17 protein-coding genes are annotated in these 21079 nt (G+C 38.8%); 6 read left to right on the plus strand and 11 right to left on the minus strand.

Translation table 11 applies throughout. The features are described from left to right. The first annotated feature begins 34 nt into the window (after nucleotides 1–34). The 3 genes from AMBT_RS16615 to gapS4b all read left to right on the plus strand — a co-directional run bounded on the left by AMBT_RS16615 (nucleotide 35) and on the right by gapS4b (nucleotide 2465). Nucleotides 35–265, plus strand: coding sequence for a DUF2787 family protein (locus tag AMBT_RS16615; protein ID WP_013785804.1), 231 nt, complete (start codon nucleotides 35–37; stop codon nucleotides 263–265). 144 nt (nucleotides 266–409) lie between these two features. Then, entirely contained in the window at nucleotides 410–1351 is a 942-nt protein-coding gene (gapS4a, locus tag AMBT_RS16620; RefSeq protein WP_013785805.1) for a GapS4a family protein, read from the plus strand. Nucleotide 1352: 1 nt separating this feature from the next. Further along, complete coding sequence (gene gapS4b, locus AMBT_RS16625; protein ID WP_013785806.1) at nucleotides 1353–2465, plus strand: GapS4b family protein; 1113 nt, start codon at nucleotides 1353–1355, stop codon at nucleotides 2463–2465. A gap of 288 nt (nucleotides 2466–2753) precedes the next feature. Here gapS4b and AMBT_RS16630 read toward each other — a convergent pair whose 3' ends face one another. Both AMBT_RS16630 and AMBT_RS16635 read right to left on the minus strand, forming a co-directional pair. Continuing rightward, the gene (locus AMBT_RS16630; protein WP_013785807.1) at nucleotides 2754–4100 is read right to left on the minus strand and encodes a Fic family protein; all 1347 of its coding nucleotides are present in this window, start codon (nucleotides 4098–4100) and stop codon (nucleotides 2754–2756) included. A 353-nt stretch (nucleotides 4101–4453) separates the two neighbouring features. After that, the gene (locus AMBT_RS16635; protein ID WP_013785809.1) at nucleotides 4454–4822 is read right to left on the minus strand and encodes a hypothetical protein; all 369 of its coding nucleotides are present in this window, start codon (nucleotides 4820–4822) and stop codon (nucleotides 4454–4456) included. Between the two features lie 921 nt (nucleotides 4823–5743). Between AMBT_RS16635 and AMBT_RS16640 the strand changes: the two genes are divergently transcribed. Continuing rightward, nucleotides 5744–6610, plus strand: a complete 867-nt coding sequence (locus AMBT_RS16640; RefSeq protein WP_148259120.1) for a hypothetical protein — start codon at nucleotides 5744–5746, stop codon at nucleotides 6608–6610. 47 nt (nucleotides 6611–6657) lie between these two features. On the opposite strand, the gene AMBT_RS16645 is transcribed toward AMBT_RS16640, so the two are convergent. The 9 genes from AMBT_RS16645 to AMBT_RS16685 all read right to left on the minus strand — a co-directional run bounded on the left by AMBT_RS16645 (nucleotide 6658) and on the right by AMBT_RS16685 (nucleotide 18720). Next, nucleotides 6658–6888 (minus strand): hypothetical protein, encoded by a 231-nt coding sequence (locus AMBT_RS16645; RefSeq protein WP_013785811.1) that lies wholly within the window; start codon nucleotides 6886–6888, stop codon nucleotides 6658–6660. Nucleotides 6889–6993: 105 nt separating this feature from the next. Next, nucleotides 6994–7254, minus strand: a complete 261-nt coding sequence (locus AMBT_RS16650) for a hypothetical protein (protein WP_013785812.1) — start codon at nucleotides 7252–7254, stop codon at nucleotides 6994–6996. Between the two features lie 378 nt (nucleotides 7255–7632). Then, nucleotides 7633–8250 carry a DUF413 domain-containing protein gene (gene maoP, locus AMBT_RS16655; RefSeq protein WP_013785813.1) on the minus strand — a complete coding sequence of 206 codons (618 nt, stop codon included), beginning with the start codon at nucleotides 8248–8250 and terminating at the stop codon, nucleotides 7633–7635. 377 nt (nucleotides 8251–8627) lie between these two features. Then, nucleotides 8628–11741, minus strand: coding sequence for a type III restriction-modification system endonuclease (locus AMBT_RS16660; protein WP_013785814.1), 3114 nt, complete (start codon nucleotides 11739–11741; stop codon nucleotides 8628–8630). Between the two features lie 10 nt (nucleotides 11742–11751). After that, nucleotides 11752–13638, minus strand: a complete 1887-nt coding sequence (locus AMBT_RS16665) for a site-specific DNA-methyltransferase (protein WP_013785815.1) — start codon at nucleotides 13636–13638, stop codon at nucleotides 11752–11754. A gap of 23 nt (nucleotides 13639–13661) precedes the next feature. Next, the gene (locus AMBT_RS16670; RefSeq protein ID WP_013785816.1) at nucleotides 13662–14375 is read right to left on the minus strand and encodes a DUF4391 domain-containing protein; all 714 of its coding nucleotides are present in this window, start codon (nucleotides 14373–14375) and stop codon (nucleotides 13662–13664) included. A 56-nt stretch (nucleotides 14376–14431) separates the two neighbouring features. Beyond that, complete coding sequence (locus AMBT_RS16675) at nucleotides 14432–17713, minus strand: helicase-related protein (RefSeq protein ID WP_013785817.1); 3282 nt, start codon at nucleotides 17711–17713, stop codon at nucleotides 14432–14434. A 252-nt stretch (nucleotides 17714–17965) separates the two neighbouring features. After that, on the minus strand, nucleotides 17966–18358 hold the full coding sequence (locus tag AMBT_RS16680) for a hypothetical protein (RefSeq protein WP_013785818.1): 393 nt from the start codon (nucleotides 18356–18358) through the stop codon (nucleotides 17966–17968). Nucleotides 18359–18396: 38 nt separating this feature from the next. Then, nucleotides 18397–18720 carry a hypothetical protein gene (locus AMBT_RS16685; RefSeq protein WP_013785819.1) on the minus strand — a complete coding sequence of 108 codons (324 nt, stop codon included), beginning with the start codon at nucleotides 18718–18720 and terminating at the stop codon, nucleotides 18397–18399. A gap of 107 nt (nucleotides 18721–18827) precedes the next feature. Here AMBT_RS16685 and AMBT_RS16690 point away from each other — a divergent pair, with 107 nt between their 5' ends. Then, nucleotides 18828–19154 carry a hypothetical protein gene (locus AMBT_RS16690; RefSeq protein ID WP_013785820.1) on the plus strand — a complete coding sequence of 109 codons (327 nt, stop codon included), beginning with the start codon at nucleotides 18828–18830 and terminating at the stop codon, nucleotides 19152–19154. Between the two features lie 140 nt (nucleotides 19155–19294). Beyond that, nucleotides 19295–21046, plus strand: coding sequence for a tyrosine-type recombinase/integrase (locus tag AMBT_RS16695; RefSeq protein ID WP_013785821.1), 1752 nt, complete (start codon nucleotides 19295–19297; stop codon nucleotides 21044–21046). Nucleotides 21047–21079: the final 33 nt, after the last annotated feature.

Here is a 21079-nt window from a genome sequence, read left to right on the forward strand (position 1 = left end):
CTTAAATAGTTTAGTTGCTGTTCTCAATATCATCTTGTTAGACAACAACCACCTAAGGCAAATCATTTATTTTTCGTACGTAGGTATCGGTCCGTTTGCAGAACTGGCAAAAGACCTCGACTTTGATTTTCAAGCAGGTGTATTTCAAAACCTGCATGGCCTGTTTCCGATAGAAATCGCGCTGGGTATTTATCAGATATGGGAAGGTAACTTTCTGCATTTTTGGTTTGCTCTTTCTCCGTATAAGGTTACTGTTTTTGAATAAGTGAACCGCCAAGCGAGTGTTTAATTTTGCTCTTTCACAGGCCAGCATTCCGAAAATTTATAAATAGCTAACCATTTCATTGAATTAGCATAAACTTAGCTCTATTCTAGGGTTAGATTCTGACTCGAAAGTAAAGGATGTGCGATGGGTGAATTTTCAAAGAAGGTAGGCGAACATGGAGAAGCTCTTGTAAAGGAGTTCCTAGCTTTAATCGGATGGACTGGGTTGCGTCCCGGCGTTGAAATAAAATGTAAACTTCCTCAAAAGCACGAAAGGAGCACAGGCAGTGCTCGAACTACACACGGTGTGGACCTACTTTATTCTGCGCGTTCTCAACTACAAGATTTCACCTTAGACAATGTATGTTGTTCTGTGAAATTCACATCAAAAGCATATCCTAATCATCCCAATACGAAATTCAAAGAGCACTTCAAAGATCTTGCTCATTGTGTTGAGTGCTATTCAAAATCCGAAGTCAGACATTCTACAATCATTGATTACAATGGCAGAGGAGTTAAAAAAGCTAATGATGTAGGGGTACTATTTTGGCTCACTAATGATAGAGATTCATATCAGGATGTCGTTAGTAAAGTTGCTAATGTGGTGATTGATAAAAATCTGATGTTTTCTGCAATATATCTAGTTGACAATTCAAGGGCTGCGTTCATATATGATTCAATAAATTTCTTAAAGAATAGTTTTAAAGAACATGAACTTAACTTCCACTATTCCTTTACCGCAGCCAATTACACTGATACAAATTTAAAAAAATATGGGAAAGTGTTACCGGTTGAGTATTTAACATCTGACATTTTACCTTTTCGATTAATCAGCGAAAAAGATAAAAGCGTCATTTTTTGCGTAGTAATTAGAGATAATTTCTCGAAAGAAAACTTAGAACGGTTAATGAACTTTGTCAGTGATGTTTCTCAAGAATTCACTAAAAATTTTAAGTTATTATTTCCTGACTACAATGCCCTCGAACATGAAGATATTGTAGAGACAGTCAGAGGTATTGTTCAAGCTGAAGAGAAAGATTTAAGCATTGAAGTAAATTCTTACAACTCTGACTTCAGAGGACGATGAAATGGATAAAGCTAAAAATATTTTACCATATGGTGATGCTCTCCGAGATTTTTTAGCTGACGGAAATATCAGCAAATCTGAGCTAAGAGGGATTTTAAGAAATCGTGGCATTTTTACTCGTGAAGATGATAAAACCACGACTATTCCACACTTAGTAACAAGGGGAATTACGCCTAATGAATTGTTGGAGCTCTATCAAACTATAAGTGAAACTGAAGAAGAACCTAAAGCTCTGACGCAGACTATAAGATGTAATGTACCGGAAGTAGATTTACTATCTATATTACCATCAAGTGAAGAAATTCATGAGCTAATCAAAAAGCCATTTTCAAACTATGAACTCATTGGTATACCAAACTTTGTAAGCAATATAGGAGAAGTTGAGTTAGACTTCATTATAGAGAGAACCGACCTTACTAAAAGTTGGGATAAAAATACAAAGCAATTTTCAGGTAAAGTACGATTTAGTAAAATAGATGATGAGCTTGATATTAATATAAGTTTATCCCATACATCTCCTGAAACAAAAGAAGTTGCTTCGGTCATATCTAAAGAGATGGTTAATAGACTCAAATCAGCTGGCTTTGTTAATAATGATGAATCAATAAGGAAAATTAGATTTAACGATTTCACAAATATAAACAGAGTCACATTTTTAAATAAGCTGAGTAAAGAACAAACCTCAAACGCGCTTTACTTTAAGGACACTAGAGACCTAGGGTTCTGTCCAGATGAAACACAAACACTCCCTGACGATATATCGTGGATGCAAGAGAAAATTACCAACTTACGTCTTCAGGGAAAAAACCTTCACTCGACAGTTTTCATTAGGCAAAAAAAATATCATGAATATATAAAGGTATATCAAGTAGAAGCCTCTTATAGCTTTGATTACGATGATTGCAGCGGCTCCTGTCAAATATCATATGAATTTCCAGAATTTATCTCGAAGCAGGACAATAGCTCCGAATTATCAATTAAAGTATTAAATATACGGTTCAAGGATGGTAGTAATAGATCTTTAGCAGGATCAGTTAAAGAAAGGACACTTAAAATTCTTGAGAAATCAAAATTAAAACTTCACGACATTTTAAAACAGCATGACAGCTCTTAAATTTTTGGCTTCTTAAAAGTTTTTGCAAAAAAAGCCCCGACCATTTCTGATCAGGGCTTCTTGATAAATGGTGCCTCGACCCGGGATCGAACCAGGGACACGCGGATTTTCAATCCCTACAGGCCATGTAGCAATGATGGCATCTATTGATTTTTGCGGCCTGTAGAGCCGCTAACTTGTGACAAAATGCTGTGACAAGGCAAAAAATCGTCACACTTTTATTGTTCTCAAAGACCCTACTATTGGTGTATTTTGTCTCATCTGAACCAACACCTATATTTGAAATAATCAGGGTGCTGTTGAATTTAGCTTTTGCAAAAGATCTGAAGGTGCTATAAAAATAGTCTTTTTACCGTCTTTAGTGGACAGGAAAAGCCTAAGCTCGGTAAGTTTGTTCAAGTGACTTCTAGACGTATTGTCCGAGATTGAATAAGACTTAGAAACTTCTTTGATTGTAAATATTCTTCCTGGCTCTTTAACTGCTTTCTTTATCAAATCTTTCTGAATAAAATTGAGTACATTACCCCAAGCTGTTTTTTCTAATGACTCAGAAATCTTTTTGTATTCATAGACTTTATTATCCAAGTAATTTTCAAGCTCTCCGAATGCTTTATAGATAGTATCTAGCTGATAGTAAATGAAATATGTTAAGTCATTGTCATCTTTTTCTGTATACATGTATGACAACCCGTACTCCTTGGGCTTTTCCTTTAAGAGCTTACTAATGGATATATATTTGAACAATCTATATTCGCTCTTCAACATAAACCAATAAAACAATGCTCTAGCTGTTCTACCATTGCCATCTCTAAATGGGTGCTCGTATCCAATCATAAAGTGGAGCACAATTGCCTTAATAAGAGGGTGAACAAAATCACATCCTCCCTGACCTGAGTGATCTTGATTAGCGAATTCGCACAACAACTTCAACCGCTCTTCAATCAGCGTGAAATCAGGGGGTTGGTGTGCCACATTTCCATCTCCGTCCTCTATGAATATATCATTTTCAACTCTAAATTCTCCAGGAACAACGTTGTTCTCCGTTGTTCCTTGTGTAGCGATTCTGTGGAACTCTAGAATCATATCCAAAGTTAGCTCGTCTTTACTCTTTTGTTCCGCATATTTAAGCAGGAGGTAATTATTAAGAATCATTCTTTCATCTTCATCGACTGGTTCTCTTTCTTCCTCCAACATTTTCTTTGCTACTTCTCTTGTAGTTGATGCGCCTTCCAGCTGAGCACTAGTGATAGCTTCTTCCATTATAAGAGACGAAACTAAGAACTTATTTTGTAAACTATCACTTGCTGTAGAGCCTGCGACTACACCAACGTTGCCTCCAGTAATTTTCACTAATTGATAAAGAGTAGCTTCCATTGAGTGAGGAGTACAATAGACGAAAGGGTTACCGTTTTCGTCTTTTAACCCAATCTGTTTATATTGAGTCATCCTTTTAAATTTTACGGCCTTCCATAAGTTTTCAGCGTTTTCTTTTTCAACTCTCCACTTAAACTGCGACCAGTGCAGATAACGCCCCTTTTTGTCAGTAGCATCACATTCACTGAGGAACGGGGATATATCTTTAAAATCATCTGACCAATTGAACTTAGGTGCGTTTTCGACCCTTGCCTTTGCCATGGAGTTACTCTTCGAAGTTAATTTCAATAGTTAACATAGTGACTTTATCAGACATAAAACGCAAATTTTAAATTTTGAGAAAATAGCTTTAAAAATAGAAGCACTGTTCATAATTGCGTACTTCAGTATTATTTAAAGGGGAGCGGACACTTATGCCCCCTCTTAGAATTAGCCCTTCTTTATCGAATACATAAAATTGCATAATTTGGGTAAGCTTTTGAAGTCATAAGATAGGAAAACTAATCGCCACCCTTAATACATTTTTTCATTAACCATTCAAAAAAAGGTATTAGCCAGGTAGCCAAAGCCACTAGCAGCAATAACACCAGTAAGGCTAATTGAAATACAGTCATCTACCAGTCTCCGTCACACCCTGACAGGTTGCTAATTCCAAAATCATCAAATCCACTTTCTATAGACGTTGTGTCAGTCATCCAGTCGTTATCAGTATGGATATCACATCCACAAGCCAAATTAGTATCTATAGAACTAATATCGAGCGTGGTATCCACTTCTAGGTGGTCTGACATATTCATCCCTCGTGGATTTCCTTCGATATCTATAACCCCAGGACAGCCTTTTACCCCACTAGGTAAAAGCGGTAATCCCGTTGCTTCATTAAGGCCAGGTGCATCATACCCGTTCTCATCAAGAGCTGAAGTATTAGCTTCTTCACTGCTTTCTGAGCAGTGTCCGAATAATTGGTAACTTAGTAATGACATTGTGCTGCCCTCTTGTTTGTTAATCAGCACAAAATTACGTTAATGAAAATTACACCTAATGCAAACTCTTTCCTTTTAACGGCCACCAGAGAACTGTGGTATCGCAATTAATTGTTAAACTAAAGATGTCGAGTCTTTACTAAAAAGCGTTAGCCGCTCCGCAAAACTAGTCAGCTCTCAGTTGCTGAAACCCTGGTACATTTTTAATTCATATCTTTTACCTATTCATTGTTTTACTAATTAAAGTTTGCGGCTTCTACTTAAGAAGCCAGACCCGACATGAATATTCTCCCTCAAAGAAATTTTTTAAATAAAATCTGATTATGCTTGGAAAGCATGAGTTACTAGTTGCAAAGCAAGAAGAGAACACCAAACTAAGAGTTTGCGTGCAAAAAAGCAGTTGTGAAACAACTCAATAGCTCGCGCAGAAAGACAATTGCGAAGCATATTTTCTTTAGAAGCAGGCGCATGTTCGCGGTTGCGAACTACCCCCTATTTTGTTTTGCCTTCAGGCAAAATTTGGTGAATAGGGCGAGAGCGCTATGAATCAAACACCATACCGCGAGCGACGCTAGCGCAACGAATAGCTGTGTATGAAATACAAAGATAAGAGTGTGCAAAATGGGGGGTAGTGCGCAGCACGGGAACATGCGCCTCAAGCGTTGGTGCTAGACGCGAATGCGGCGTAGAGTCGCTGCGTTGACGAACGTCAACATCAGCAGCGACGGGCACTATAAGCGTTTACGCTCGCAACGAACGTTGTGAGCTTCTCTTTTTCAGGCGGGTTACAAACAGGGAAAAGCAGTGGGCATTTTAGAGTTCAAGAAACTCCCAGTCAAACCCCCGAAAAAGATCCTTAAACAATCAAATTTTGCGTCAGCTGTTCCTTCTTAGTTTCTCAATTAATAAACAAGGAACACAATGATGAACACTAATACACCTTCTCTTAACACCGAACACCAAAAATACTTCAACCTCGATATGAGATTTAACAAAAGTACCAATGCCGTTCACAGAGGCCGAGAAAAAAAATATTTAGCGTTACTGCTCGCCGCTAGATTTGGTTTTATATCTGCCATTACATGTGAAGCAATATGGCAGATTAAGCGGCACAAAGTTTTGGAGTCTCTAAATAGAATAGTGAAAGAAGGACTTTTATCAATTGCAGAAACAGACAGGGCAGCAGATGGGCGCATATATGTACTAACTCATTCCGGTGCTAAGTTTGCCTCAGATCTTATGCGAATAGACATCCCTTTCCGCTCTGCACAAGAACCCATCACTCAGGTTAATCAAAATGCAATCATGCACGACTCAATTATGAGTTTTGTACTAAGCCTGGGATTGCAAAATCAAACAAAGGATGGCATCCCAAAACCTCTTTGGAATGGCTATTTAACTGAACTTGAGTTTAAGCGCATTCATACTTCGTCAAACATAAAAAATGTCGATGCGTTGGTACAGCTAGCCAACGGCGAGGTGGCAGCTGTTGAACTAGAAGCTTCATTTAAGCGGAAGCAGCAACACGAAAAAACGTTACTGAAATTGCGTGACGCAATGCTAGGTGAAAATAGACTTTACGATAAAGTCTTCATTATTCCCTGCTCTAATAAGATTAATAGCGACACACAACGCTTTCACAAACAACTGTTTGAGGAGATGCCTCATCGTTATGATCGTAAAACGAAACAGCCTCTGCTAAGTGAAACTGAAGCCAACAAACTCCAAGAAAAAATCATCTATAGAACAAAATTTATTGACCCAATAGAACAGACATTTTATCGATGAACTATTGTCGGAAGAAAAAGAGCACCTTGCGGTGCTCTGAATATTTACTAATGAAGTTTTTTACGAAGCCGTTTCTCTTGTAGGTAGATAGCAAGGGCTACCAGATATATTAGAAATATATACATCGCCCCCCTAATTCCAACAAATGGATATGAGCTATGCGGCTCAAATCGAGTAACCATCTGAACTATCCACACCATAAATAGTACATCTCCAATACTCATTAATAATTTAGTAATCATGTCTAATGCCATGATGACGAGTTGTTGCTTAGCCATTTGTCCTCCGTAATTGTTTATGACTCGCATAAATAACTAGGAGCGGTAGATGAGAATTTTCGAAGAAAAAAAAAGGGGCATAGAATGCCCGTCAGTAAAGTCGCTTTATTCGTCTGTCATAAATCGCAGAACAATACCTGCTGACAGTGCGAAAAATAGCGACGCAGCTATACACACACAGTTGTAATAAAAATACTTATTCAACTCAAAATCTGCTTCAGCAGCAGGCTTCCAATCTAGCAATACAGCGACTATCTCATGCCAAAATGGAAACAGTGCAAACGCGAGGAATATATACCCTAGTGTCATGCTATTTTTTGAAAATTTAATAAGTGTGTTAAACGCTATCTCTTTTGTGATCTTCATGTTGATATCCTTAGTTAGTCCTAAAGATATCTAGGCTTGCTAGAGGGAAATTTTTGCACAAAAGAAAAAGCAGGCATTAAACGCCTGCTTTCTATTTTTTAGCTCTGCTAGTATCAACCATGATTATAGGCAGCGCATTCGTGACTATAACCAAACCAGAGTGCCTAGCGCTGGCTCTTCTACACAGTTAATCTCACGTTAAGTGATTTACAGCAACTGCTGGATTTCCTAATGTGGGCTTCCAATCATTGATCCAGCCAGCTAGGACGGCTGGTGATAGCATTTAGCGAAGTGGTCGTGAGCATTCCTCATCAGTATGATTTAGGCTTCATAATTCAATAGCGCCTAGCCTAGGGAATTTATTAAAAAGACCTTTTTTTACTTACTACAGATACAATAATCGATCTTTCTCCCGCAAGCGTTGCATGATTCTTGGGTATTAATCGTTTCATTTTTGTAGTTATTTTTGTGATACCCAAAGTTACCGCCAGCTAGTCGCGAATTAACCTTTTTGTAATTGTACCAAGCTATCTCTATGGAGTTAGACGGTTGGCGAGTACCATGGCAAACGTCTAAAAACCGCTTTTGTTTTTCTGAAATAGGATTAATTTCGCCTGTCTCTAATGCCTTCAACCAAACACCATATTTCTTCAAATAAGCTATATTTTCTTGGCTAAGAGATTTAGCAACATCGGGGGCTAAATAAAGCTTTTTTCCAAGCAGATTCTTATGACGTTCGACTTCAAAATTATTAGACGTTTCTGAAAGAGATTCATGCTTTGTTTTAGTACCCCACTCAAAATTCATTATCTTTTCAGAGACTACTGTGAACCCAATAATGAGAAGAATCAATGAAATCCCTCCAGCCCAATCAGGGACGAGTTTTCCAAGTACGGTGACGTAAATGATAAGAGGTATAGCAAAAAAAAATGCCATCAAGGCCAAAGCACCTTGCCCTAAAATGAAATCTCGTAGAAGACAAAGTAGCTTTTTCATAGATCATCCTATCCATTCATTTAAAAATGATAAAATAGAAAAGGCTATCGAGCGTTCGCTATCAAATCACTCCCCCCCAAATTACAAGCGTTCGATCTAGGGGTCTGTTATTTCATTCTAAAGTTTTTCAAAAGCCTCAGAATTAAATGAACCTGTAAACTCGATTAATCTTTTTGCTGATATCAGCAATCTCTTTTTGCAACCGCTCAATGGCATTACTTATTGTAACTACAGACATCAACCTTCCCTGTTTTTGGAATGCTCAATTCACTTCTTTCTTGTTTGGATAAACAGCTATCAAAAGCCAAAATCAGAGCTTGATAATATCAGTGACTTCAGTTCATTCAGCTGTAAGAGTGAACTGAAGTCAAAGCTAATTACCCTACGACTTTTAGCAAATCGCTGTAGCTTGCTACCATGTTGAACTTGACCTTTTCAGCGTCATCGTCAGATTCCACTTCCTGTTCGAGTCGCTCGAAGAATTTCTTGGCGCACTCAATTTTCGCTTCTTCAATCTTCTTCAATTGCATAGTAGACATTGAGCCTTTCGTCTCTGCCACAAACAGTACATGCTTCACCGTGCCATCTTTGAAAGCAATAGCCCAGTCGGGATTGTAACCTTCGGAACCTAGTGGTGTTGGTATAGTGAACCCTCTAGGCAGCTTGGCATAAACCTCAATATCATTGCTGGTATCCAGCTCTTTGATGAATGCCCTTTCAACTTTGGAATCAGTAGACGCAAAGTCATAAACATGTTTTTTAAGGTTCTCAACGACCTTACTAAAATCATTAATCACCTGATTTTGAGTAAATATATCGCTTTCATAAGTCTCATCGATTAGGTCATAAGAGAGCTGTTGAATAGTTGCCGTTGCTTTTTCTTCATTGATGATACGAGCTACATCACTGATAAATTGCTCTGGGTTTACTTTAAATAGAGCAAATTTATCAGCTGAGATACCTTGCAGGATTGCGCAAACTGATTTTCTAGTAAGCTTAGTATCTTCAGCTATTTCGCCGATGAGGTCGTAAGGTACTGAAGACTGTATTGGAGCATTATGAGCCTGCCTATCAGTCTCTCTGACTTCAAAGCCTCGGCCTTGGTTTAACTGTTCTTCTGTAAGCTTTTCACTTTGATCCCCCACTTCAATAGTATACTGAAGCGGCGTGACATAAAGATGTTCGTTAATAGCAGAAATAGAGTTATTAATCAGTTCCTCAGAACTAAAATTAACCTGGTAAACCGCCTTTCGGTTAATTTTCTTCCAAAGTTTTTGGAACTCTCTCTTTTCGAAGTTGGCGTTTAAAACATTGGTCTTCGGTTTACGATCATCAATAATTTCAGGCAATTGCGCCTGACTGAATACACCATTAATTAGCTCAACAACCTGTTCTCGATAAGGAGCCAATAACTCGGGTAACTTACCCAGCCCATCATTTTTTAGCTCAGCGTGATAAAGATCGGTAATTTCATCGTTATCATCCACGTAGTCATTCTTAATAAGGTAACGCTCAATAGCTCTTGCTATCTCATCATCAACAACGACATCGCCCTGCTCTGTCTTAATCACTTTATTCAAGAAGTAGGCTTTATCAGCCTTCTTCGGTCTTGCTGAAAGTGACTCACTGATATCTGTTTGAAGTCCTTTCACAAAGTCACCGAAGCTTTCATTTGCTACTACTGTAAGTACATTAACATCGTGCACGGTAGCGGGGTGATCTTGTCGTTCACCTTGCTGGTTTACGGAAATACGCAGGCCGCGCCCGACCTCTTGGCGACGTGAAACAACGTTATTGTAGTCGGCATGTTTCAACATACAGATTACGAATACGTTGGGGTTATCCCAGCCTTCTCGTAACGCTGAATGCGAAAATATAAAGCGTTTATCTTCTTCTAAGCTTAAAAGCTGTTCTTTGTTTTTCAGGATTAGATCGTATGCAGCAGTTGCACTTTCATCATTCGCCAGTCCCCGCTCTTCTCCACGAGTTTTTACTTTTGGGTCAACGAGTTTTTTCTTTTTATCTATAGCAAAGTAGCCTTCATGCGTATTGTTAGCATCTATTTTCTCTAGATACTTCCTGAAAGGGTCATTTTCTGGCAGCTCATCTAACAACTCTTCTTTTAGAGTTTGGTATTCTTCTTCAAATACCCTTGCGTACTCACCTTTCTCATCGGCTTCACTGTAATCACGATACTTAACGACCTCATCTATAAAGAACAGTGAGAGTACCTTGATACCTTTACTAAAAAGTCTTTTCTCTTTGTCCAAATGAGTTTTAATAGTGTCGCGGATTTGAATCCGGCGCATAACTTCTTCTGTAATGTCGTTCGAAGCCACACCTACCTGAATGCTGTTACCATTTAAGAACTCTAATGTATCAGTTACCGCATTAATCTCTGATACGACAAACCCGTCATATTGAGGTAGTTCGCCAGATAAGTCATAGAGCCGATCCCCCTTGCTCACCTTTACTACTTTTCGCTTTATATCTCCAGACTTTAGCTTTTGTTCTATTTCTAAGCGAGCAACGGGAGCTTTTTTCGATATTTCGATTTGTTCTAGATAAAGATAGGCATTTGTTCCAGCCAAACCATTGGTTTTAATTCCCCTAACTGAAATACGCTTCACAAGTTTCTGGTTGTATGCATCCAGGGCATCAAGTCGGTGTATTTTGTTATGCACCGTTTTGTGAGTAGCTGAATAGCGCAATATGAAAAGTGGCTTAAACCTTGGTAATGCTTCCTGCGTGGCACGCCCTTCCATTTTTTGTGGTTCATCAAGGATTAATATTGGTCTGTTGGCACTAATTACATCAATTGGGCGTCGGCTTTGAAAATCATCCAGCTCTTCATATATCCTACGGTTGTCTGCACCAGTTGCGTTAAACGCTTGGATATTGATAACCATAACGTTAATGCCTGCATCAGACGAAAAGCTCTCAATATTATGAAGGTCTTTTGAGTTGTAGACGAAGGAGCGTATTTTCTTGCCATATATTTGATTGAAGTGCTCAGCAGTTACTTCCAATGATTTATGAACGCCTTCCCTAATGGCTATGGTCGGCACCATAATGATGAATTTAGACCAGCCATACTGCTTATTTAACTCAAATATCGATTTGATATAGCAATACGTTTTACCTGTACCCGTTTCCATTTCGATATCTAGGTTTATATCCGCACCAGGGCTATAGCTTCGTTTGGCTTTGCCGCTTTCATCGGTGTAGCTCTTTAGGCCATTAGACAGCGGAAGATTCTGCGATTTTTGGACATCGTGGATATTTTCCAACAACTGATCTTCTGATAACTGAATCTCAGCGTTTTTAAAGCCATCTTCGTCAAACTGGGCTGATTGCGTTTGCCCTTTCTTCGCCCAGCCTGGATCAATGCGATATTGGATACCCGCTGTGTTTGGCTGACCTCGAAAACACTCGATCACCGACTGGACTGATTTTTGTTGGTACTCTAAAGGTTTAAAATTAAGCTTCATTTATCACCTCTTAGATTGACTTAACGTCAGTAATCGGTGAAATCTGCTTAAATATTTGCTCAACATTAATTTTCACAGCGTCTGTCGCGAACCCATCATCTCTGAAAACAACCCTTAAAGGCTGCTTTTCAGCAATGGTTTTAATTAATTCGTTAGAGATATCAGATGCAAAGCAAGCAATTAAATCAGCGCCCTCCCCCGTATCATTAGCATTTACAAAAAAAACATCCTTTGAAGAGATTTGCTGCTTTGATATAGTCAACGTTAAACCAACGCCCCAATCTAATAGCACCTGGAACAGTAAATCTTCATCACTTCTATCTTCTCTGATGTTTTGGACTTGAGCGAACATGTCAGCCTGATTAGCTTTATCTGGACGATAATAAACATCGGTCATATTTGTTTCACCAACCTTAAGAGTTCTAAAACCTAACCGATTAGACAGAGTAAGCTTGTCATTAAAGTTGATGGAATTAAAAAATCGCTCGATTCTAGATCTGCTTAACTGTGCAATATTTTCAAATCCATCTCTGAATGCTTGCGATTTTTCATTACAATATTCAGGAATTTGCACCATTATAAATGTTCGTTTTCCTTCATCTCTTATATTGCACTCCATTACAGACTGAGCCGTCGTGCTCGAACCAGCAAAAAAATCTAACACGACTGAATCTTTAGAAGTGCACATGTCTATTACTCGCTTTATCAACTGGGTAGGTTTAGGCGTGTCAAATGGCTTTTTTCCATCAAATAATTTTTTTATTTCGGCATTTGCATTTCGCGTACTTCCGGCAAATTCATAAGGCCACCAAGATTGGTTAACAACACCATCCTTTGTTTCTGATAAGAACTTTTTTTCCATTGGAAAATTCGCATTCCCTTTAACTCCCCACCATAACCGATTTTCATTGATTAACTTTTCAATAACATCTTTTGGCCTGCGCCAACAAGTGCCATCAGGGGGGTAAACCTCTCTTCCATCAGGACTGACTAAGGGATAAAAATCTCGCTCCCTAAACTCGCTTCTTGTAAGAGGAGTTGCTAACCAAACACCTCTAGGATCATCATCAGGATTTTTGTAATTAGCTATTTGCTTGTCACTTCTTTCTAATAGATTCGGTTTAAAACTATTAGATTTAGAGAAAGCAATTACATGATTATGAGTTTGAGCAACACCAGTTGAATCATTGCCAGGAGTATCCTTACTTTGCCAAACAAAATTCGCAATTAAATTATCTCTGCCAAAAATTTCATCAAGCAACTTTCTTACATTGGCAACCTCTCCATCATCAATAGCTACAAATATCGCCCCATTTTCAGACAATAAATTTTTTGCAAGTTTCAGACGTGAAAACATCATTGATAACCATGATGAGTGAAATCTTCCATCAGCATTTGTATTGGACATTAATCTATTATTTAAGTCGTCTACTTGACCATCGGACTCTAGAAACTTTGATTTTTCGACTGAAAAATTATCTTTATATATAAAATCACTCCCAGTGTTGTATGGAGGATCTATAAAGATTAAATCGATCTTTCCTAGATAAGATTCTTGCAACAATTTCAAAGCATCTAAATTATCCCCTTCGATAAACAAGTTTTCCGTTGAATCAAAATTAATGCTCTCATCTCGACAAGGTCTCAACGTTTTAGTAATTGGCGCATTGGCTGTTAACAACGCTTCCCGCTTTCCAGGCCAATTTAGGTGGTAGCGCTCTTGCGGCCCCTCAACGATAGAGTCGGATAGTTCTTGCTTCAACAGATCAAAATCTACAGCCAGCTTTATCTCACCATCTTCCCCATAAACCTCGGTAACGCAGTAAGGAAACAATGATTGTATTTTTTCAATGTTCGCTTGGGATAAATCTGGCGAGTGCATTTTTAACTTGTCCATTAGATGTCCTACTCTTTGAATTTTTAATCTGGTTCGGTAGTTAAATTCTTTAACTGTTGTTTAATGTTTTTAAGCTCAGCGTTTATTGATACTTTTTTCTTAAACTGCTTTTCTGTGCTGAGCTTTTTGCTAATTTGACTGTGTTTGTTTTTTAAACTGCTTATTTCATCAATTCGTGCAATTAATTGAGTAAATGTCTCGTTATTTCTGAGTTCGTAAGGCAAGAGCGAAACTAGCAACTGCTCGTAAAGTGCTTTTACATTTAATACCGTTGGTAAATTTGCCCTAACTTCATCATTACTTCCATCGAGCAATGTATCTGATTGATAATACTCCGATAACGTGATGCCGCCATTCTGCCCTATTTCTTTATAGGCCGCTGATATAGTTAATTTATTGGTGCTTGTTTTAATTTCGAAAATTATGGGGTGAGGTATCGCCTTATCAATGGCTTGTAATACGGCATTATTCAATGTCTCGCCTTTGAGCTGGATTCGAAACACCTGAATTTCAGCGATGTTCTTATCACCTTCTATATTGAGTGTTGTTGAAGACAGCTTGTGTGCCCACAGAATTTGGTCTACTTCATTCACAAACAACTCTTTGAGTTTGGTGTCTGCTTTCGCTTGCTCATAAATCTTATTTTTGGGCAGGTTTCGATTGACCACTGTACTGTTTGGATATCGGAAAAAGCCTTCCTTTATAACGTTATGAATCTTTCCGTTTTTGTCAGTCATATTGCTTTCCGTGCGCTACCAATTGGATTAACTCAATATCATTTTTCATCGATTGCTTATTTGACCACAAGGAAGTTAATCAACTCAAAATCTTCTAGCCCTTGAATATTATTTATTAAAGCAGATGTTTCACCACCACTAAACAGACTATCAATATCCTGTTCTTCTTTTACGGCTATCATCGAGTGAATGGCTTGAGATAACAAATTGGAATACATGTCCATCTCTTTGCCATCATTAGTATGCTCATTAAACAACTTGCAAACACTACTAACGGGTTCAATTACCCCTTTGCAGGAAGTCCTAGTGAGATCTAATAGCCGCTTTACTTCTGAGTGATTCGCAATGACCTCACCTTGTTCGCTAATGTAAACCAAGTAATAAGGATGCAAGCGGTTCTTTTGATCAATATTCACACTCTCGTTTATATTTCTCAGTGTAAATATTACCCCTGGTACTAAACCTCGTTCAGGATCAGCGGGCACCACGGCGTGCATACCATTGGGTATTCCTCTGGGTTCCCCTTGTTCTTTTACAAAGTTAATCAAATCCATGCGGAATTCGTTTAGGCCAAGGTCGGTAATCGAGATGCCAGTTTTTACATCCTCGAGTTCGATAACTTCTTCTTGGAGTCGCATGAGCTGATCTTTACGGTAACTAACATCGTTTGCTTTTGCACTTAACACATTGTCGTCACCCGTCGCAGTAACATCAACTATGGTCATTCGGCTTTCGACACGCTCTTTTAAGTTAATGTATTCGTCCAGCGATATGTCAGGCCAATAGTTTACCAGTTGAATGGATTCATTAGGTGAGCCAATCCGGTCTACTCGCCCAAATCGCTGAATAATGCGAACAGGGTTCCAGTGAATGTCATAGTTAATTAGGTAGTCACAATCCTGTAGGTTTTGACCTTCAGAAATACAGTCTGTAGCAATGAGCAAGTCGATTTCAGCGGGTTCATGGGGCAGTACAAGTTCCTTTTCTTTCGACTTGGGAGAGAAAAGCGTTAAACACTCTTGCAGATCATATCCTTTTTTAACCGTTTTAATGGTAGTTCTAGGGTTACCTTGACCTGTTACCCTAGCTGAGTGAATCCCCTTGCTGCTCTGTAGCTCTGCCGCCAAATTGGCATATAAGTAGTCGGCCGTATCTGCAAATGCTGTAAATATAATGACCTTTTTATTGTTCGGGTTTATTGGGTTGTTAATTTTTTCATTTACATGTTTTTTTAGATGTTGCAACTTCGCATCGTGCTCTGGCGTGATCACCTTCATCTCGTCTAAAAGTGCACTGATAATCTCTAGATCTGCACTTAAATCCTGCTGCCAGGAAGGCAAGTCCATGTCCATGAGTTGGATCTTAATTTTCCCACCAATCTCCATTTCCTGAAATACGGGTAAATCATCATCTTCTGAATCAACAGCGGCTAATGCTCCTGCGAAATCATCAATTTCAGTAACGCCATTATTATCATAAAACGCTTCTATCAACTTAAGCGTATTTGCGTGGTTGTCGTAGAGGCTTTTTAATGTCAGCCTGAAGGCATGAACAGAACTTTCCAGACGTTTTAGCAAGTTGGTGGTCATTAGCGCAACTAAACTTTTTTCTCTATCGATTTGGCGAAGTTTTCCCTTACCGCCTTCAACTTCGGTATCGTAGAGTTCCTCATACTTTTTTAATCGACTAGGCAAGATATAACTTACAGGAGCGTAAACAGAAAGCTTCAATAGCCTCAGCTGAGCGAAAATGTCGTTCAGTGATATTACATCTGACTTATAGGTTAATGGGCACTGGTGTGAAATTGGCTTCAAACGAGTTGGAAACCTGCCAATATCGCTTGTGTCGTAAAAGTTTTGAATATGCTTTCTTGATCTTGCAATGGTGACAGCATCAAGCAATTCAAAAAAATCAAACTCCAGTGCATTTAAGATAGCAGTGGGAGTTCTTTCTTCAGGCTCAAGCCTAGACCAGTCGTTAAACGCGCGTTGTGCATTCTTAAAAATTGTATCTATAGATTTAGTAGTACGCAGTTTTTCTGATAGCTTTTCCTGTTCACCTTCGTATGCCAGTGCCAATTGGTTTTTAAGATCTGTAAATCGATTGTTCACAGGAGTCGCTGACAGCATTAATACTTTGGTTTTTACCCCTGCTCGAATTACCTTGTTCATTAACTTCTGATAACGCGTTTCACGGTCTTTTACGGGATTATCGTTTCTAAAGTTATGGGATTCATCGATGACGACTAAATCGTAATTCCCCCAGTTGACGCGGTTCAGAGATGTTCCGAATGACTCACCACTTGTGCGGTCTAAATCTGTATGGCATAGTACGTCATAATTAAAGCGGTCTTTCGCAAATATATTGGTTTTTAGGTTGCGATTGTAATTCAGCCAATTGTCTGCAAGTTTCTTAGGGCACAGTAATAGCACCGAGCGATTGCGTAACTCATAGTATTTTATGACTGCCAATGCGGTGAAGGTTTTACCAAGACCAACCGAGTCAGCCAAGATACAGCCATTATATTGCTCTAATTTGTTTATGAGACCTGTAGCTGCGTCTTTCTGATAATTAAATAGCTTGTTCCAGATGAGGGTATCTTGGTAACCCGTTCGATCATTCGGTAGAACATCTTCATTCAGATCGTCCAGGAACTCGAAAAAGATGTTGTAGAGCATCAAGAAGTAAACTTTTTCGGGCGAGTTTTCCTGATAAATCGTTTCAATATGTTCAATTATGGAAGAGGTAACTTCTTTGACTTTGCTTTCATCTTCCCATATTTGTTCGAAGAGCTGCATGTATTGCTGTGACATAACACTATCATCGACTTTATGCACAAAATTCGAGACCGCGTTTCCTTTTTGATAACCTAAATCAACCGCAGAGAAGCCGTTCAACGGCATGTATGCAGACTGCTTATCCTCGCTGCCAATCACGGCAAACTGTTGCATAGGAGCGCTCGTAGTATTTGATTTAAAACTCGCCTTCTTACGTATCCAGCTTGCACACTCTTTAGCTATCGCTTTTTGGTTTAATTTGTTTCTGAGTTGAATCTCAAATTCGGTGCCATATAGGCTCGTCTCTCCATTACTACTTTTTTCTTGGGGAATGAAAAACTCTCGTCGCTCTTTTCGAATCTTATCTGTTGCATTACTTGGAACAAATGTGGGAGAAGTGAATATAAATTCTAACTCAGCTATGTTTGTTAGTTCTTTCTTCAGTGCTTCAAATGCATAAATAGAAAAGCAGGAAGCCGCTATTTTTAACTTACTACCTGGTTGAATCGTCTCTTTTAAATCATCGCCAAGTAGGTTGTTAATATTATCGATTATATTCATGTCTACTACTCCTTGTAACCAAGCACAGAAGCCAACAACGAGCCTTTACCATATTGTTGAGCTATAGCCTATCCAGTTGATAATACTACCTCATCAAGCTCTACTCATCTAACTTATTCATCACTCCTTAAATTGCATACAATTTTATAACTTTATGCTTCTATCACGAGCTTATGATGACTTACGAAGAAAAATCGGCACCGAACATATTTTTTCAAATAAAAAATGCAGCTCGAATTGAGCTGCATTAAGTTACTTAAGTATCTTTCGCCATCGCGCTTTACATGCAATCATCCACGTTTCAGCGTCAATGCCAAAAATACTCTCTACTTCATCGGAAAATAATCGAAGAAAATTGCTTATTTCTTGGTTATAAGAAAGCAATAGCAACAACGCCTCAGCTCCCTGACGGTACTTACCACCTCCGTCATCCAATGAATCCTCAATGGATTTGCTTATAGATATGCCTAGCCATCGGCCGACTTCGTCGCGATGTAGATATATGTACCGCTGGTAATCCAGTTCAACTTCATTTGCTTTAACCGTCGCATTGGCTAATAGCAAAATAGTCGAATCATCTCCTTCGAATGGCGAGCGAGATTGTCGTTGATATTTCCTAATGATGGATTGTGTTGTGTCTTGCATATTGTTACTCCTATTTGTACTCAGAAGTAACTAAGCTCCTAGTCAGGAAAATCTTCGCTAATATCGTCGAAGTCAAACGTCATTTGTTCTGAAAAGAATTCGAAGTCGTCCTCTGTCCACTCTGCATATAACAAAGGTTCACTCACTACTACACCAACAAGCTCTCGAATAAGAGGCAGATACGAAGGGTCAGTAATCACCTGATTTTGCAATACTACGTTCATTATCGAATCTTCGATGTGTTGGCTATTTCTATACTGCGCACCGTCTATTTCATCTCTATACAACAGAAATGCATTAGCTAGTGAGCTAAAAATGTCAGAGATAACAGCGGAGCACAGGTAAGTGTTATTGGTTGTCATAAAATTCCTTAATTTAATGGGTTTCATGACTAAGTAGTTCGCGTAAACGAAAAATTTCCGTCCGTGTGGCTTATTTCACTATAAGACTTAAATGATGGAGATAAGACATGACAAACTTGAAAGTGGTTGAAAGGTCTACACACTTTTTCTCAGATGACGAAGACTGTATTGCACTATACGAACATAATGACTCATATATCTACTATGTTCGAAATTACGTATCACAAACTGAGTTTATCATCATAAGCCATGCCCTTATGGATACACTCCCAGAGCAGGCCAGAACTTTAACTGGTGTGTACGTAACAATGCATTTTGGCGTGTTGAAGTATTTTCAAGACGAAGTAACGCACCACGTGATGACAAAAGGCTTGCTAGCGCACTTTCACTATCTTTTTAACTGCACAGTTTCACGTTTTATTGAACAGCTGTAGCAATACTGAGCCAACTGAAAAGTTGGCTCTTTTTCGCGTTGTACCACAAGTAAGAAAATAAATAAACAAGCATAATTTACTTTTTTTTAGAAATTCCACATCGATTACACTGCTACCAAATCATGAATTAGGTAGCAACATTGTTTCAACCGCAACAGCCTCACAACTCGGAAACACTTGGGTATATCCCGAGTGTTGCTGCTGTAGCTGTTCGACAAGAAATACCTAATACAACAATTGCAGCAAGCTCGATTCGCCCTATGGGTGTAAAAGAAGCTGCCCAGTTTCTTTTACTTTCAGAGCATGAGGTCATTGCGTTAGCTAACGATGGTTTCATAGCTCATCGATACTCAAAGAGTCTCAACAAATATTTCTTCAACTTGCGTGGCTTATCTTCGTTTTGCGAATCGCTCGACAATTGCGAGCATCTTCAGGAAAGTAAAAGTGATAATCACGTAGCTGAGACCTCAACAGTTGATTGTATTTCCAGCGCCGATAATAGCTCACACAACAAAATAGACGACTCAAATAAGGCAGCGGAGTTCTCAGAAGTAGCGTTTGAACCAAAAGAAGCGTCCCAACTACCTACTCCTCTACCAGGACGTATAAAGCAATTTCAGTTTACTGATACAAACAATAAGCGAGCTTTTTCACGCTTGAATCATTTGCTTACACGTAATAAAGAGGAGCTTTCATCTCTTTTAGATGAATGGTCTTTGTTAGATAAAGAATTTTGCTTGGCGAGAAGTTTCATCGAATATTTTAAAGTGAACGTAGTCAACGTAAATAATAAAGATCCTCAAAAGAAGAGAATGGATTTGAGGAGTGCGGATGAGCTTGCTAACTTGTTTAGGGAAAATAAGTTCAACTTGCGAGAAAGGCTGAACAGCAGCGACCACAAAGAAGCGGTCAAACTCGCAGCAGCAAGTTTGAAAGAGAAGTTATCTCTGCTAGATATCGACTTCTCTTATCTCGAACACTTTCAAGAGCAGAATTTTGATTTGTGGAATGAGGTTTATCGAAAGGCCAAAAGAGCAGTTCGTGATAAGAAGTCGTCTACTAAACAAGTTGAGCAAAGATCAAGAAAACTCGCTTTTTTTAACTACATGTTCGCTACCACCGATCTCCGAAATTTTTCCCAAGAATTAGTCGAAGAGATTAACGATGCAATTGTTTTGAACGGTAAGCAAGACAGTACCAGAAACAAGTATTTAATCGAATTAAGAGCTGTATATGACGAACTATTTGCGAAGCGTCTTATAAATGAAAATATCAAAGTGTGTTCTTTCCAATCAGGTAAACGTGAGTTAATTGAATTGTCTACTGAGCAATTTACTAACTTCCGCGACGAATATGCTCGATGCGCTACTGAAGAAAACCTACTCACTTTTGCGTTCTATGCTGGTACAAGGAAAGGCAATACACTCAACCATATTTGTACTTCGAGTATGAAGCTCAGCGATATTGAAGACTCAACAATAAGGAACAGCAGCTTCATAAAAATTCCTGCTCGACACGCCAAAGGAAGCAGGCTCATCACGATTCATGTAACGAAAGCCCTTAGGGAGGTTATAGAGCGCCAGTTAGAGTATCGTAGGAAAAACAATATTACGCATGACAATTTGTTTGCGCTGGATAATACAGGAGCAACAATTGAGTTTGATATGACGAGATGGGAGGCCGCTTTGGAAAAGGCAGGGATTGATAAGACCTTTAGATTTCATCATTTCCGTCACAATCGAGCGTATCAGATTTTACTTGAGGGCGGAACATTTGGAGATATTAAGCAGATTTTCGGCTTAGCGAGCGATAAAATGGTCGCTACAGTTTATGGTCACCTAGACATAACACAAGGTGCCCTGAACGTGAATGAAAAGGCGGCAGCGAACTAGTTCTATTATTTAGCTTTTAAATCATTAATGTTG

It is taken from the genome of Alteromonas naphthalenivorans, assembly GCF_000213655.1.
GTDB lineage: Bacteria > Pseudomonadota > Gammaproteobacteria > Enterobacterales > Alteromonadaceae > Alteromonas > Alteromonas naphthalenivorans.

Coding starts and splice junctions, on each gene's coding strand:
- gapS4a (WP_013785805.1), top strand. CDS start 410: ATGGGTGAATTTTCAAAGAAGGTAGGCGAACATGGAGAAGCTCTTGTA.
- gapS4b (WP_013785806.1), top strand. CDS start 1,353: ATGGATAAAGCTAAAAATATTTTACCATATGGTGATGCTCTCCGAGAT.
- AMBT_RS16630 (WP_013785807.1), bottom strand. CDS start 4,100: ATGGCAAAGGCAAGGGTCGAAAACGCACCTAAGTTCAATTGGTCAGAT.
- AMBT_RS16635 (WP_013785809.1), bottom strand. CDS start 4,822: ATGTCATTACTAAGTTACCAATTATTCGGACACTGCTCAGAAAGCAGT.
- AMBT_RS16640 (WP_148259120.1), top strand. CDS start 5,744: ATGATGAACACTAATACACCTTCTCTTAACACCGAACACCAAAAATAC.
- AMBT_RS16645 (WP_013785811.1), bottom strand. CDS start 6,888: ATGGCTAAGCAACAACTCGTCATCATGGCATTAGACATGATTACTAAA.
- AMBT_RS16650 (WP_013785812.1), bottom strand. CDS start 7,254: ATGAAGATCACAAAAGAGATAGCGTTTAACACACTTATTAAATTTTCA.
- maoP (WP_013785813.1), bottom strand. CDS start 8,250: ATGAAAAAGCTACTTTGTCTTCTACGAGATTTCATTTTAGGGCAAGGT.
- AMBT_RS16660 (WP_013785814.1), bottom strand. CDS start 11,741: ATGAAGCTTAATTTTAAACCTTTAGAGTACCAACAAAAATCAGTCCAG.
- AMBT_RS16665 (WP_013785815.1), bottom strand. CDS start 13,638: ATGGACAAGTTAAAAATGCACTCGCCAGATTTATCCCAAGCGAACATT.
- AMBT_RS16670 (WP_013785816.1), bottom strand. CDS start 14,375: ATGACTGACAAAAACGGAAAGATTCATAACGTTATAAAGGAAGGCTTT.
- AMBT_RS16675 (WP_013785817.1), bottom strand. CDS start 17,713: ATGAATATAATCGATAATATTAACAACCTACTTGGCGATGATTTAAAA.
- AMBT_RS16680 (WP_013785818.1), bottom strand. CDS start 18,358: ATGCAAGACACAACACAATCCATCATTAGGAAATATCAACGACAATCT.
- AMBT_RS16685 (WP_013785819.1), bottom strand. CDS start 18,720: ATGACAACCAATAACACTTACCTGTGCTCCGCTGTTATCTCTGACATT.
- AMBT_RS16690 (WP_013785820.1), top strand. CDS start 18,828: ATGACAAACTTGAAAGTGGTTGAAAGGTCTACACACTTTTTCTCAGAT.